Below are 14,924 nucleotides of genomic sequence, written 5' to 3' on the forward strand. Positions count from 1 at the left end.
ATAACACACATTTTGCTTCTATATATAAGACAATCAGAACAGACCAAAGGTTTACCTTCCGTTCGTTAAATTAACACAACAAACGGTTAACAAAACATTACTGTTATATTCTATCATCAATTAAAAACCAAAGCACTTGCGTATGTCCGTCAACTTTACGTAATTTGTCTACTCATTTTTCTGAATCAGATTAAACAAATTTATGGAGAAAAAACATCAGTATCAAGGCTTAACCAAACAAGAAGTAGAAGAAAGCAGGCGCCTTCACGGCGAAAATATCCTCACTCCACCAGAGAAAGCCTCTCTCTGGAGTCAATTCCTCGAAAAGTTTAATGATCCGATCATCAAGATCCTGCTGGTAGCATGGCTGTTATCAATGATTATTGCCGGCGTACACTGCTGGGGACCGGAAGCGAAAGGTTTTACCGCTTTCCTGGAGCCGATCGGTATATTCTTTGCCATCATGCTGGCATCCTGTGTCGGTTTCTTCTTCGAACTCAAAGCAAACAAAGCATTCGATGTGCTGAATACCGTCAATGACGATACGCTGGTCAAAGTGATTCGCGAAGGAAATATCTGCCAGGTAACCAAAAAAGAAGTCGTTGTCGGCGACATCGTCGTACTGGAAACCGGAGAGGAAATTCCTGCCGACGGTCATTTACTGGAAGCTATATCTCTGCAAATCAACGAATCGACACTGACCGGGGAACCTATTATCAGTAAAACAACCAACGAAGCCGAATTCGACCATGAAGCGACCTATCCGTCCAATATGGTCATGCGGGGAACAACTGTTGTCGACGGGCATGGAGTCATGAAAGTCGAACTGGTGGGAGACGCTACCGGATATGGTAAAGTATATGAAGGTTCGCAGATTGAAAGCGACATAGAGACTCCGCTCCAGATACAGCTGAAAGGGCTTGCCGCCGTAATCAGTAAAGGAGGATACACGGTTGCCGGACTTACCTTTATTGCCTTGCTGATCAAATTATTACTCGGTTCATCGGGTATGCCGGTCATGGATCTGATCTCCCATATACTGAATATCTTCATGATAGCAGTAACCCTGATCGTAGTTTCCGTCCCTGAAGGTTTGCCGATGAGCGTAACCCTCAGCCTTGCCCTGAGTATGAACCGCATGCTCAAGACAAACAACCTGGTCCGCAAAATGCATGCCTGCGAAACGATGGGGGCGACTACGGTTATCTGTACCGACAAAACCGGTACGCTGACCCAAAACCAAATGCAGGTTTACCAGACCAATTTCTATAATCTCAAAGACCAGAAACTGGGAGACGATGAACTAAGCAACCTTATTAAGGAAGGCATTTCCGTTAACTCGACCGCCTTCCTCGACTTCTCGGAAGAGAAAGTAAAGACATTAGGTAACCCTACCGAAGCAGCTTTATTGCTTTGGCTGAACAGCCAGCAACAAAACTACCTGACATTAAGGGAGGAAGCGCCGGTCATGGACCAGCTGACCTTCTCGACCGAACGGAAATATATGGCGACAGTCGTTAAGTCGCCGTTATTGGGTAAAAAAGTGCTGTACGTAAAAGGGGCACCGGAAATTGTACTGGCAAACAGCCAACGTGTAGCCATTGACAATACTTATAAACCGGTAGATGCCTGCAAGGCCGATATTGAAAAACAACTGCTGGATTACCAGAATCAGGCAATGCGTACACTCGGTTTTGCTTATCAGATTATTGAAGACGGACAGGACGAATCGTTCTTTGTCAATGGCCGCCTACATAATACCGACCTGACCTATCTGGGAATCGTTGCGATCTCCGACCCTGTCCGTGCAGATGTTCCGGCCGCCGTACAAAGCTGTCTGAATGCTGGTATTGATGTAAAGATCGTAACCGGTGATACTCCGGGAACGGCCCGTGAGATTGGCCGTCAGATCGGAACCTGGAAACCGGAAGATACCGACCACAACATCATCACAGGTCCGGGCTTTGAAGCACTGACCGACGAAGAAGTGCTCGACCGGGTGCTGGATCTGAAAATCATGTGCCGCGCCCGTCCTACCGACAAACAACGCCTGGTACAGTTATTACAGAAGAAAGGTGCCGTAGTTGCCGTAACCGGCGACGGAACCAACGATGCTCCGGCCCTGAAAGCCGCCCAGGTGGGTCTTTCCATGGGAGACGGAACTTCTGTTGCCAAAGAAGCCAGCGACATCACGATTCTGGATAACTCTTTCGGAAGTATCACACGTGCCGTAATGTGGGGACGTTCCTTGTATCGTAATATCCAGAAGTTCCTCTTATTCCAGTTAACCATCAACGTGGCAGCCTGTCTGATCGTGCTGCTGGGTTCGCTGTTCGGGACCGAATCACCGCTCACCATCACGCAGATGTTATGGGTAAACCTGATCATGGATACATTTGCCGCCGGAGCATTGGCTTCCCTGCCCCCTAACGAACGGGTTATGAAGGATAAACCCCGCCGAAGCGGAAAAGATGGCGACTTTATCATCACCCGGCCGATGGCATACAACATCTTCGGAGTAGGTATTGCTTTCGTGCTGATCCTAATGGGAGTATTGTATTATTTCCATGCACAGACAGGACTGACGCCGCATGACTTGTCATGGTTCTTCAGTTTCTTTGTAATGCTTCAGTTCTGGAATATGTTCAATGCCAAGGCATTTATGGAAGGCCGTTCAGCATTCGCCAACCTGAAAGAGAGCAAGAGCTTCCTGTTTGTAGCCCTGCTTATCCTTATCGGTCAGTATCTGATCGTTACGTTTGGCGGAGAGATGTTCAATGTGGTTCCTTTGTCTTTGAAAGACTGGGGTATCATTATCGGTTCCAGCTCGCTGGTTCTCTGGATAGGTGAAATTGCACGAGGCATCAGCCGGCTTACTAAGAAGTAAGCCGGAATAAACAAATTCAGAGAATAACTTGCTGAGTTTGATTATAATATTTACATTTGCTCAAATAGAAAACAAAAAGATATATGGAAATAGAAATAAAGCACGGAACAGAGACAGTAATCTGTCTTTCCGGACAGCTGGATACACTGAGTTCACCTGATCTGGAAAAAGAGATTACCAATATACTTGAAGGTAATGCGCAAAATGTGGTGCTTGACGGTAGAAAACTCACATATATCAGTAGTGCGGGACTTCGCTTGCTTCTCATTCTGCAAAAAAAGATGAGCCAGAAAGGCGGAACATTTGTATTGAGGAATATCCAGGACAGCATTATGGAGATATTCAAAATAACAGGTTTCTCTTCTTTTCTTACCATTGAATAACAAGATTCAAACTCCGGTAGAATGACCAGCACACTACACATTAAAAATGATCCGGAACAACTTGCGCTCCTGTATGATTTTCTGGAAATGCAGGCCAAGAGTTGCGGAATCGACACAGCACTGCTAATGCAGATAAAGCTGGCAATGGATGAGGCTGTAACAAATGTTATTCAATATGCATATCCCGGTATGGAAGGAGATATAGGCATTGATATGGGGTGCGACAACGGACTATTGAAAATAGTCATAACCGACAACGGCATCCCATTTAATCCTTTGGAAACGCGGGAGCCGGATATTACACTTCCATTGGAAGAACGCCCGATCGGCGGACTAGGCATCTTTTTGGTAAAACAACTGATGACAGATGTCAGATACGAGCGTTCCGAAGGAAAGAATAGATTAACAATGACCAAAGAAATTCAGTAATATGGCCGACTTCGATATAAAAGAGATAGCTTCCCTCAAAAGACAGCTGCGCATCATAGAAAAACTGACGCTGGCAGGTTGGATACTCATTATTGCGGGTTTCTACTATGACTGGGACACAGTTCCCGGCATCATGCTGGTCGTGCAGATCGTTCTTTATATATTAAAGGGACGTCTACGGAAGAAGCTGAAACAAAAAGAATATCTGGCCAAAATAGTGGAAGAACGTACCATCGAACTCCGTATCCAGCGGGATCAGGTACTGAAAGAATCCGAAAAGCTATCGCAAGCGCTGGATGCCCTTGCCAAGGCTCAGGACGAACTGGTACGAAAAGAGAAGCTGGCTACTGTAGGGCAACTTACACAAGTTGGTGGACCGTATCCTGAATCCGGTGAACTACATCAATAACTTTGCCGGCCTGTCGGCTAACCTGATCAAAGACCTGAAAGACAACATCACGGACGAGCAATCTGTCATGACGAAAGAAATCTATGAAGACAGCATCGAAATACTCGACATGATAGAAGGCAACCTGCAAAAGATCAATGAACATGGCTGCAACACCGTCCGCATTGTCAAAGCGATGGAAGACCTGTTGAAAGACCGGCATGGCGATGTGACTTCGACCGACCTGTGCGACCTGTGCAAAGTAAACGTCGATGTCCTTAACAAACTATTCAAAAAAGAAATTGAAGAAAATCAGATACAGATACATATAGAATGCCCCGAAAAGCCGGTTATGGCTGAAATTAATATCGAACAGATGAACAAGGCACTGGGCAGCATTCTTAAAAACAGTATTTATGCATTGCTCCGTAAACTGCAAAAACAAAGTTTCTCTCCTTTTATTACTATAAAACTGGAAGAAAGAGGCAACAATACCGTATTTATCAGTATCTATGACAACGGGATCGGTATCGAAGACAGTATCAAGGATAAGATATTCGAACCATTCTTTACAACCAAACCTTCTGCCGAAGCAGCCGGTGTCGGGTTGTATCTCTGCCGTGAAGTTATCCTCAACCACCAGGGTTCGATCCTGGCGAAAAGCGAAAAGGATAACTATACTGAATTCTTAATTACAATTCCTATCAGTCAAAAAAGGATTAACAATGAATGAGAACACCCAAAAAGAAATTGAGAGGCTGAGGAAACAGATCAGCCAGCAGGAGAAGATGGCTTCACTCGGATTATTGAGTGCTGGCATTGCACATGAGATACAGAATCCTCTTAATTTCGTGATCAATTTCAGCAAAGTTTCGCAGAAGTTACTAAAGGATATGCAGGAAGTCCTGGATGAACTCGGGGACGCATTACCGGAAGACTCAGTCGAAGAGATCAAAGAGATCATGTCTGACCTGGAAGGTAATATGAGCAAGATAGAGGAGAACGGCAACCGGGCTTCGGGAATTGTGCGCGGTATCCTGCTTTATTCACGCGGCAAAGACGACGAATATATCCCGACCGACCTGCATCAGCTGACCAAAGAATATGTATGGCTTTCTTACCATGCGGTCAGAGCAAACAACAAAAGTTTCAATGTCGCGATACAGGAAGAGTATGCCGACGACCTGCCATTGGTAAAAGTTATTCCGCAGGATTTCAGCCGCGCCATACTCAACCTGATGAACAATGCCTGCTACGCCGTGTTCAGCAAGTCGAAAGAGATAGCCGATGCAACCTATCAGCCAACCATCAGGATATGCCTGAAAAAAGAGGGTGACCGTATAAACCTGAGCATAGAAGACAACGGACAAGGAATTTCGGAAGAGACAAAAAAGAAACTCTATACGCCTTTCTTCACGACAAAACCGATCGGTGAAGGCACCGGCCTCGGATTGTCGATCACTAAATCGATTATCGAACAAAAACATAACGGTACGATCGGGATGGATTCACGCCCCGGCGAATATACCCGTTTTACCATTTCTATTCCTATCCAACAATAACAGAGACAAAAGTCATGGCTATAAAAATATTAAGTGTAGACGATGAATTAGACCTGGAAAGGTTGCTTACCCAATATTTCCGTCGCAAGATAAAGAAAGGAGAATATGAATTCTATTTTGCGCACAACGGACTGGAAGCACTTCAACTGATGCTTGTCCAACCGGATTTCGATGTGATATTAAGTGACATCAATATGCCGGAAATGGACGGACTGACCTTGCTTGCCAAAATAAACGAAATGCAAAATCCAGCTCTAAAATGCATCATGGTTTCAGCCTACGGAGATATGGACAATATCCGTAGTGCCATGAACCAGGGAGCATTCGACTTCACGACCAAACCGATCAATCTGGAAGACCTGGAACGTACGATCGAAAAGGCTTCCGAACAAATATCATTCATCAAAAAAGCACAGCAGGAGCATTCGCAACTGGAATCCATCCGTAACGACCTTCACATCGCCCAGGAGATTCAGCAAACGATCCTGCCGAAAAAATTTCCTCCGTTTCCCGAACTGAAAACGTTCGATATCTATGCCTATATGAATGCGGCAAAATATGTGGGAGGCGACTTCTACGATTTCTTCCGCATAGACCAGGACCGTTTGGGATTTGTTATTGCAGACGTAGCCGGCAAAGGTGTCCCAGCTGCCATCTTTATGGCGATCAGCCGGACTGTCATCCGGACAATTGCACTGACGGAAAACTCGGCAGCTATGTGCATGCAACGCTCAAATACTTTCCTTTGCCAGGAGAACGTTAATGAAATGTTCGTAACAGCATTTTACGGAATACTGAACCTGAATACCGGTCTTGTTACATATTGTAATGCCGGTCACAATCCTCCGGTTCTAATGAAGGCAGACAACACGGTTGTATCAGTTCCGCTCACAAACGACTTTATATTGGGCGGCGTAGAAAACATGACTTATCACGAAAAGACATTGCAGTTATCACCCGGCGACAACCTGCTGCTCTATACGGACGGAATAACAGAAGCGATGAATAGCTGCCACGAACAGTACAGCGAAAAACGTTTGCTGGAAAACTGCCGGGAGTTGATCGGAAAGAGCCCCAAAGAAATTGTAGACAGAATAACGGAAACAGTAGGAAAATTCGTTGTAGGAGCCGTACAATCGGATGATATCACCTTGTTGTCTATTACCTATCAGGGATAAAAGACTTCCACAGAATAATAAAAAGGAGATGCCCCGGTCGGAACATCTCCTTTTTTATATACATTATATATATGTACTTATTTCAGTAAAGCATCACGGATACCCATGATCTCTGCATTAGCAGCTCTGGCATCCTGGATAGTTCCTACTTTTTCCTTCAACGGACTGATAGTTGTACCCAGCTGTTGCAGGTCAGGATAGTAAGAAGCCAGGTCGGCTACTACTTCTTCCAGCATAGTCACACGTTTCAGCATATTCTCAGAAAGTCCGGCAGATGTAGCATCCCCTTTGATAACCAATGTCGGGTTGGCAAGCAGACAAGCATATTCAGCAGAAGAGGCACCTAAGATTTCGATCTGTACATCAATCTTGTTTTCGGCAGCCATCTTGTCGATGATCTTATCTTCCTGTGCATTCATGAAAGCCTGCAACTGTTCTTTGGTTGCATCTTTCGGAGCTTCCTCTTTCAGGATATCGAGTACAAAAGAAACATTCAGGTCTGTAGCCAGTTTTACGATGGCTCCTTCTACTTCTGCTGTAGGCTGACCGATCGCTTTCAATACATTATAATCAGCCATATACATACCGAGTGCACGCGCTTTTTGTGTAGCAGTACTTAGTTCGGCAGCTTTAGCAACAGGCAACATATAAGTTAAATCACCCACTTTTACCTGAACTTCACCGCTGGACAAACGATAAGGAATTTCTGACTCCGGCATATCAGCCAGGAATTTAACAGTTTCCTGTTTTACTTCTTCGGTTAACAAATCTTTCGGTGCTTTACCTGCTATAACGGCAGCTTCTTCCGTCTTTTCGGCTTCATTTGATTTTTTAGCACCGTTGCAGGAAATCATGCCCACCATTAATGCGGCTATTGCAAGCACGCTTATTACACTCTTTTTCATGTTACTTTATTTAATAATTTATATTCCAGCTTTTTTATTCTTCTTTCAGACGTCCCGGAAACTCTGCGAATATAGCGATAATAGCTAATAATGCAAAGAAACCTATAATCAATAAATTAAAATTATAGGTAGAAATTAACATACTGCCCAGTTTTTTCTCATAAGAATAGAAAGGAGCCCTGCCAAACGGATTATCCGGCACTATATAAATCTGACCGACGGCCGGATAGATACGATTCCTGTGCTCTTTATAAAAGTTACGGCTACCGGCTCCCATAACCAGGTCTTCGATAGCTGAATTATGATACTTTTTCTTCTGTTCGGTTACCCATTCACTCCCTTTTTCACGTATATCCTTTTCCTGTATCTGATCCAGATAAGCCGTAAAGTTACGAGCACGCTCGTGCAAAGCCGAATCTACCTTATCCAGATACGACAGAAAACTTTCACCTTCACTACGGGGAGCGATACGGGCGGCACGTCCCAATACGGCAAGTTCATTTTCTACCGTCAGACGTTTGTCCGGATCATCTTTTCCCTCCAGTTGTTCAGCCAGGCGACGCACTTCTTTCGAATGTATATTTTCATAGTACTGCGCCAGATATTTTTCCCGCTCTATAGGGAAGTAAGCCTGATTGTAAGCATTATCGGCAAATTGCTCTACCATCAAGGCCTCGAAAGCCCAACGCGAAGGGATAATATCACCGATCAACGGGACCTTATTTTCCTTTGAAGCACTGGTATTCAAATCATCAAACTTGATAATCAATCCACAAAGCAATATCTGCGGGATCAATAGAAGAGGAATGGTTATATAAATCGCAACGACAGAGTTCATCGACTGTGATAAAATCAGTCCCGTCAGGTTTGCCAGAAAAGAAGTTATCCAAAGAATGCTCCACCAGACACCAAACATCTCCCATCCTACCCCTATGATCGTATTTCCCACTAAAATAAAAAGTAAGGACTGAAGTCCGGATACTCCCAGCAGGTAAACCATTTTAGATGTAAGATAGCTGCTACGGCTTAACCGGAGGAAATGTTCCCGCTTCAGGACAGGCCGGTCTTTTATAATCTCTTCGGCACTTATACTTAATCCCATAAAGGTGACCACAATAACCGACATAAAGATATAAGACACAAAATTCTTGTTAGCCAGCAAAGTATATTCGTCACCATCGACATACCGGGTAAGCAAGGCAACGATCAGCGCCAGTAACGGAGCTTCGAGCAACGTAATTGCCAGATATTGCTTATTAACCAGTTTTGTCCGGATATTCCGTTCCAGGAAAATACAAAACTGTTTGAACCAGGTCGGTTTTTTCTGCTTGCTGTCAGGCAGTTCCTTCTCCTCAACCGGTGTATAGGACGGACGCGACGAAATATATTTCTCGTGCCATTCTTCAGGTGTAAACTTCCGGATGTTCGTCTGGTTTCCGGAGTCATCGATCTTCTTCGAGTCGATAATATTCAGGATCAGTTCCGGATTCACATTCCCGCAGGTACTGCAAACACTGATATCCGGATCGGTATATTTCGCAGCTTGCTTGAAATAAATAATCGCTTCGATCGGATTTCCGTCATAAATGGGATAACCTCCCCGGTCCAGTAACCAGAGACGATCGAATAATTTATAGATTTCAGACGATGGCTGGTGGATATTGACAACGACCAGCTTCCCCCGGTGCGTCTGTTCTTTCAGCAACATGATAACCTTCTCGGAATCGGATGAAGATAAACCGGAAGTCGGCTCGTCCAGATACAGGATAGCCGGTTCACGGATCAGTTCAAGGGCTATATTCAACCGTTTCCGCTGTCCCCCGCTGATCGTTTTACGGATGGGGGAACCTACTTCCAGGTCTTTTATCCCTTCCAGGTCCAATTCTTTCAATACATTTTCGACCCGCACTTTGATTTCCTGATCCGAAAGACGGGCAAAACAGAGACGTGCCGTGAACCAAAGGTTCTGATACACGGAAAGTTCTTCTATCAACAAGTCGTCCTGCGGAACAAAACCGATCAACTGACGGGCTTCGGGAGCATCCAACGGATAACCGTTCACCGTAATACGACCCTCATCGGGACGGATATTCCCGTTCATGATACCCAACAAAGTAGATTTACCGACTCCGCTTCCTCCCATTATCGCGACCAACTGGCCCGATTCCAGGTTAAAAGAAAAGTTATGCAAACCGTTGGTACTATTCTTAAAAGTAAAGTTCAAATCTCTACCGTTCAGGAATATGGCTTCCTTCCGTTCATTCTTATTATATACGGTCACCAGATCACTGTAATAAACCGGAAGAAACAACGGTCCCTTCAACACGCTACTATGTTGCCAGGCATAAAAGATACCCGGAGACAAAGGAATATCGTTCATAAAAACGACACCTGAACCATAGTAAGTAAAGATTTGCTTGTCAAACCGCCGGATAAAGAGTACACGAATAAAACCGTCCATCCCTTTACGAGTGATATGATTCCCTATGGCGGCATCCTCTCCACTGATAGTCAATAAAGAAGAAGATGGCTTTCCGGTAATAAAAGCAAGTATATCGTCAAACTCTTCTTGCGGAATAGCAAAAATATCAGCCACCAGATGAAAGAGTGGCAAATGATTCTCAAACTCTTCCGAGTTCGAATAGGCGAACTCCACAAAGCGGACCAGAAGAAGCAACTGTTCTTCCGCCACCAGCTTTACCTTCATCTGTTCACAGATATTGCGTATCACATTCTCCTTATCTACAGGAAAAAGCGGATCATCGTACATGCTGCGCAACTCACTGTATAACTCAATATACTCTTTATGGGAACGGACACCGAAATGACTGGATAAATAGAAATGAACTGCACGGCTCGCCTGTTGTTCTTCGATACGTACAGCCGAAGCAAAGACAGCAAACAGATTCAACAAACCGTTCAGAATGGTCTCATTCATATATAAATAATTTACAGGCAAAGATAAAATTTAATATGCTAATATGTCCCCTTTGGCAGAGTTAAAATGCTTTATTCCGAAAAAGAGGTGTCAACAACAAGAATCACCAAAGGATTAGCATATCCGCCAAAGGGGACGTCCTTGAAGGGGGGCGAATAACACGCAATGATTGAACTCATTTCTTATTATTATCTACAACATCCACAACACCAGGTATAGTTTTCTATTTATCAGTTAATTACAACATGGTTGCAGATAAAAAAACATCTACAACAACAGGACGGTATCTACCACTATTTGCCACCTTTCAAAGACTACATGCAATCATCTTACACTTGTGAGGTATTACCATTATCTCTATGTGTCCATTACTGCTGTCCGGTATGGTTTATTTGTTTTTATGCTGTCTAAACCTTTGTTTTGTGCGGAGAAAACAAAAGTTTAGACAGCATAAAACAAAAGTTTCCTCCGCAAGAAACTTTTATTCATCCTTACCCCTTTCCATCGAAAAGCAAAATAATGCATAAAGTGTAGATAGAAGATGATAATTGTAGATATTCCTCCACCTGCAACCATCACATAAAATGCTTATTTATAAAACATTCAGAAGGAAATTGTAGATATTGTAGATACTATAGACTATTTAATTTTTTCTGAGAAAGTATTTTGATTTTAGGATATGATTCACTATTTGTCAGTTTTGAACTATCCGATTATTGACTGGTTGTACCTGGCTCCCCTCTCGAGAGGGGGAAGGGGGTGTGTCATATCCCCGCCATACAACCACCATAATCAGAGTCACTTGACTATTGCAGGTTCATTTGCCGTCTGCTTCAGCTGATGGTTTACAAGTTGTTTCTCTCTTTTGGCTTCAGCCACATTTCTCCTAGATAGAAAACTGTAAGAAATGGGACTAAAGTCCAATGAGATAGACCCTTTACTAATCCGTCAGCTGAAGCAGACGGCAAATAAACCTATACAAGGCTTGTTTTATTGACTGGCTTTAACACACCCCCTACCCCCTCTCAAGAGGGGAGACAGTTACAACCAGTCAATAAACAGATAATTGTACTTAAACTTCCTTACCCAACTGAAACGAGTAGCTGGCATGAGAATTATTGGTGGGAAGATGAATCTGAAGAAGATCACTTCAGATAGTTATTATATATATTTGTCTCATTAATCAATTAATAATATGGCAAGAACTGTAAATTATTCAAAGAAAATCGGCCATAATCTTTTGTTTTTTGCGACAAACGCTGCGACAAACAGAAATGCCTATGCACAGGTAAATTGTCGTTTTTTTTAAAAGATTGCACGCTAAGAAAAAGAAAACAGCGACCATTAAGTCACTGTTTATGTTACTATTAAGAAGAGAGCCGAAAGCCGGACTTGAACCGGCGACCTACGCATTACGAATGCGTTGCTCTACCAACTGAGCTATTTCGGCAACTTTATATATTCTTTGCTACTTGTTTTTCAATCCGGGCGCAAAGATAAAAACTCTATTCGACATCTGAAAGAAGTTTTGTCAAAAAATCATCTAAATCTGCATCCAAATCTTTCAACAGCGGATCATCTGCCCGTAATACTTCATCATCGAGGAAGAGAAGTTCCTCTATTACAACAAAATCCTCATCCGTCAGACTGACAGAGAAAGGTTTCATGATATGGGGACTTTCAAAAACAGTTTTCGCAACTAAAAGAGTCAGCACAGATTTTACGGTGTTGGCTACCTGTTTATTGAATTGCTCTTCTTCACAAGGACAACCTACCCAATCAAAGACGATAACCTTATCCAGTAATCGTTCATCTTCATCATAGATTTGCAGTTCTCCGCTTTCAGCATCCGCCTGAACATATAAATCGCTGTAATAGCCGTTAGAATCTTCAGCTGTCAGCTTACCGATAGCAGAAGTAAATGTTGTCTCCAGGACAGACTGAATCTTTGCATTATTTGCACTCATAACTCTTTTTTTATTCTTTTTTCGAATCGTCTGTCAAAAGTAATAATAATTCGGAGAATATATGATATTATTCACCAAATTGCATGTTAAGTTTTTTATCGGAACGGATACGGTTGCGCAACACTTCTATATAAAGTGCTAACAGTTTAGTATTCTTACCGTCCTCACCTTCGCTTTTCTTAAATAATTCGTATGATTTATTTGCCCATTCATAGGCCTCATCCAGGTTGGTCTTCATTTCATTGCCCAAAGCCAGATTGGAAGCAGCTTTGGCTTTAGCTTTCGGACTGTTCGATTTTTCATAGAGATGCATCCAGTGTTCAACAGCCTTATCCCATTTTTCTGATTGCGCATAGGCAGAAGCCTCTTTCCAACGGGATCCCATAGCATTATAATACCAGCGCGTTTCGCTATTCCAGTGAGGTACAAAATTAGGACTGGCCTTCGCTCCAATGTATTCGGCAGAAGCACGTAAAGCATTTTCGGATGAAGGTAAATACCTGTCAAGAAGGATCAGATTCGGTGCGTCTTCCATAAAGAAAAGGCTGTCAGCCACATAGACAGTAGCTAAGGGATTCGGCCTGCTGGGAAGATAACCACGCACAACACCGGACATTTTCACCTGGATCTCTCCTTCTACATAACCCTCAGCAAAAGCCACCACATTTTTCCTGGACTCAAACAACATCCGGTCCAGGGATATCACAGCATCCGATCCGGTTTCGTCACATAATGCCTGTACCTGATCCTGAGTCAATTTTTTATCCTCGTAATAAACATCATCTTTGCGGACAGCATCGTGATAGAGAAGAACGTCATTAAAATAGGACATATCTGCCATCGACCTGCCAGTCCGCGACAAACGTCAAACAGGGCACTGTCGGCTTTCACCTTACAAGTATCCACCTTGTCACCAAACAGGTTGAACTCACACCCGACATCATCCGGCTGAGGAACAGCGTTATTCACAACAAGAATCTTTCCTACACTTTTCGGAAATGTTATTTCGGCAGGGTTGTAAGTATCAATACCCACATAGCTAACAGAACTACAGGATGCCAATAAGCAAACACTCAATAAACAATACGCAACTCTCATCACTTTTCACTATTAGAAGGAGGCGCAAAAGATTGCGCCTCTAATTATACAATATCACTCACCGCCTTGAAATAGCCGATCGATTCAGCTATACCCAGGAAAGGATCTTTCATATCCTTTTCATATTCAAGGCTGCACATTCCGGTATAGTTCACCTCACGCATCATTTTCATCAGCGCAGGGAAATCAATCTTTCCACGACCGATTTCTATACCGACACCTGCTTTCGACGAATCCGTCACGTCCTTGATATGCATATCAAACACACGGGTATGATATTTTTTCAGGTCGGCGACCGGATTACATCCGTTACGCAGGTCATGACCGATATCCAGACACATTCCGATACGCGGATCCAGGTCTTTCGTATGTTCCCATACATCTGTTGCATCCGGATATGTTTTAATATCGGGCCCATGCAAATGGATCGCATAGTGGAAGTCATACTCTTTTACTTTCTTATCCACATAAGGAAGCAATTCGTAATTGGGTACGCCCACAATCAACTTCACCCCTACGCGTTTCGCATACTCGAAACCACGGTCAATTTCCGCTTCACTCTTCATATATATAGGACCAACAGCATAGCCGGTAACATTATGAGCAGCACATTTCTCATGAAATGCCTTGATCTGTTCTTCGTTACTATCCAGCGGCAGATGGAAATCCTTAATGCAAAGATAATGAATATCGAGTCTCTGCAATGTCTTCAGAGTAGTATCCAAATCAAAATTAACAAATGTATAACCAGCCATCCCCAAACGCCAGGGGTTTATTGACTTCGCCGCCTTTGGAATGATCCGGTCCGGCAAACCGGCTTTTACTACGCCTGCCGATCCTAACAATAATGCACCGGCAAGTCCTTGTCTAAAAAATTTTCTTCTAGAATTCTCCATGGTATAATTATGTAAATAATATGTTACGGCTTTTTGTCAGCAAGTTAGTAAGAATTTGCGTAAGACGGTTACAATCGGTATAAAAAAGTTGTGGCGGACACTCATTTAATTCCAATTTAACGTTCTCCAGCATCCTGAGTTGTATTACATTATATATCTGTGTGCAAAAAATTAAATAGACTATGAGCCTGTTTAAATTTTATTCAATAGCATCCTAATAGATGCTAGTTTCACCATTTCCTCTGCCGAATCGAATGTCCATTCATAGTTTCGGCAGAGTCTTCTATAGTTGT

At 43.2% G+C, this 14,924-nt stretch carries 11 protein-coding genes, 1 tRNA gene and 1 pseudogene; 6 read left to right on the forward strand and 7 right to left on the reverse strand.

Annotated elements, in window-relative coordinates:
• Positions 1–202: 202 nt before the first annotated feature.
• From DXA15_RS10185 to DXA15_RS10210, 6 genes and pseudogenes are all read left to right on the forward strand, one after another.
• Positions 203–2,887: a calcium-translocating P-type ATPase, PMCA-type gene (locus tag DXA15_RS10185; RefSeq protein ID WP_128133949.1), complete on the forward strand. Its 2,685-nt coding sequence runs from the start codon at positions 203–205 to the stop codon at positions 2,885–2,887.
• An 83-nt stretch (positions 2,888–2,970) separates the two neighbouring features.
• Positions 2,971–3,270, forward strand: a complete 300-nt coding sequence (locus DXA15_RS10190; RefSeq protein WP_128133950.1) for an STAS domain-containing protein — start codon at positions 2,971–2,973, stop codon at positions 3,268–3,270.
• Between the two features lie 21 nt (positions 3,271–3,291).
• The gene (locus tag DXA15_RS10195) at positions 3,292–3,699 is read left to right on the forward strand and encodes an ATP-binding protein (protein ID WP_128133951.1); all 408 of its coding nucleotides are present in this window, start codon (positions 3,292–3,294) and stop codon (positions 3,697–3,699) included.
• A gap of 1 nt (position 3,700) precedes the next feature.
• Positions 3,701–4,820: pseudogene (locus DXA15_RS10200) on the forward strand (sensor histidine kinase).
• A complete protein-coding gene (locus DXA15_RS10205; RefSeq protein WP_128133952.1) occupies positions 4,813–5,649 on the forward strand; it encodes a sensor histidine kinase in 837 nt (278 codons plus the stop codon). The pseudogene DXA15_RS10200 and the gene DXA15_RS10205 overlap by 8 nt, the downstream one beginning before the upstream one ends.
• 14 nt (positions 5,650–5,663) lie before the next feature.
• Positions 5,664–6,827, forward strand: coding sequence for a PP2C family protein-serine/threonine phosphatase (locus tag DXA15_RS10210; RefSeq protein ID WP_128133953.1), 1,164 nt, complete (start codon positions 5,664–5,666; stop codon positions 6,825–6,827).
• A 77-nt stretch (positions 6,828–6,904) separates the two neighbouring features.
• Here DXA15_RS10210 and DXA15_RS10215 read toward each other — a convergent pair whose 3' ends face one another.
• The 7 genes from DXA15_RS10215 to DXA15_RS10240 form a co-directional block, all read right to left on the reverse strand.
• Positions 6,905–7,732: a hypothetical protein gene (locus tag DXA15_RS10215; protein WP_128133954.1), complete on the reverse strand. Its 828-nt coding sequence runs from the start codon at positions 7,730–7,732 to the stop codon at positions 6,905–6,907.
• A gap of 34 nt (positions 7,733–7,766) precedes the next feature.
• On the reverse strand, positions 7,767–10,670 hold the full coding sequence (locus DXA15_RS10220) for an ATP-binding cassette domain-containing protein (protein WP_128133955.1): 2,904 nt from the start codon (positions 10,668–10,670) through the stop codon (positions 7,767–7,769).
• Between the two features lie 1,377 nt (positions 10,671–12,047).
• Positions 12,048–12,120 (reverse strand) — tRNA-Thr (locus tag DXA15_RS10225).
• A 55-nt stretch (positions 12,121–12,175) separates the two neighbouring features.
• Positions 12,176–12,637: a hypothetical protein gene (locus DXA15_RS10230; RefSeq protein WP_128133956.1), complete on the reverse strand. Its 462-nt coding sequence runs from the start codon at positions 12,635–12,637 to the stop codon at positions 12,176–12,178.
• A gap of 67 nt (positions 12,638–12,704) precedes the next feature.
• Positions 12,705–13,478 (reverse strand): DUF6340 family protein, encoded by a 774-nt coding sequence (locus DXA15_RS10235; RefSeq protein WP_369683060.1) that lies wholly within the window; start codon positions 13,476–13,478, stop codon positions 12,705–12,707.
• A complete protein-coding gene (locus DXA15_RS26265) occupies positions 13,391–13,735 on the reverse strand; it encodes a hypothetical protein (protein WP_233567118.1) in 345 nt (114 codons plus the stop codon). Before DXA15_RS26265 ends, DXA15_RS10235 begins: the two co-directional genes overlap by 88 nt.
• A 44-nt stretch (positions 13,736–13,779) precedes the next feature.
• A complete protein-coding gene (locus tag DXA15_RS10240) occupies positions 13,780–14,631 on the reverse strand; it encodes a sugar phosphate isomerase/epimerase (protein WP_010802117.1) in 852 nt (283 codons plus the stop codon).
• Positions 14,632–14,924: the final 293 nt, after the last annotated feature.

Source organism: Parabacteroides sp. AM58-2XD (assembly GCF_003463685.1).
In the GTDB taxonomy this organism is placed as follows: Bacteria; Bacteroidota; Bacteroidia; order Bacteroidales; family Tannerellaceae; genus Parabacteroides; species Parabacteroides segnis.

Excerpts from the sequence above, each read along its gene's own strand:
- DXA15_RS10185 (WP_128133949.1), top strand. The coding sequence starts at position 203 with ATGGAGAAAAAACATCAGTATCAAGGCTTAACCAAACAAGAAGTAGAA.
- DXA15_RS10190 (WP_128133950.1), top strand. The coding sequence starts at position 2,971 with ATGGAAATAGAAATAAAGCACGGAACAGAGACAGTAATCTGTCTTTCC.
- DXA15_RS10195 (WP_128133951.1), top strand. The coding sequence starts at position 3,292 with ATGACCAGCACACTACACATTAAAAATGATCCGGAACAACTTGCGCTC.
- DXA15_RS10205 (WP_128133952.1), top strand. The coding sequence starts at position 4,813 with ATGAATGAGAACACCCAAAAAGAAATTGAGAGGCTGAGGAAACAGATC.
- DXA15_RS10210 (WP_128133953.1), top strand. The coding sequence starts at position 5,664 with ATGGCTATAAAAATATTAAGTGTAGACGATGAATTAGACCTGGAAAGG.
- DXA15_RS10215 (WP_128133954.1), bottom strand. The coding sequence starts at position 7,732 with ATGAAAAAGAGTGTAATAAGCGTGCTTGCAATAGCCGCATTAATGGTG.
- DXA15_RS10220 (WP_128133955.1), bottom strand. The coding sequence starts at position 10,670 with ATGAATGAGACCATTCTGAACGGTTTGTTGAATCTGTTTGCTGTCTTT.
- DXA15_RS10230 (WP_128133956.1), bottom strand. The coding sequence starts at position 12,637 with ATGAGTGCAAATAATGCAAAGATTCAGTCTGTCCTGGAGACAACATTT.
- DXA15_RS10235 (WP_369683060.1), bottom strand. The coding sequence starts at position 13,478 with ATGGCAGATATGTCCTATTTTAATGACGTTCTTCTCTATCACGATGCT.
- DXA15_RS26265 (WP_233567118.1), bottom strand. The coding sequence starts at position 13,735 with ATGAGAGTTGCGTATTGTTTATTGAGTGTTTGCTTATTGGCATCCTGT.
- DXA15_RS10240 (WP_010802117.1), bottom strand. The coding sequence starts at position 14,631 with ATGGAGAATTCTAGAAGAAAATTTTTTAGACAAGGACTTGCCGGTGCA.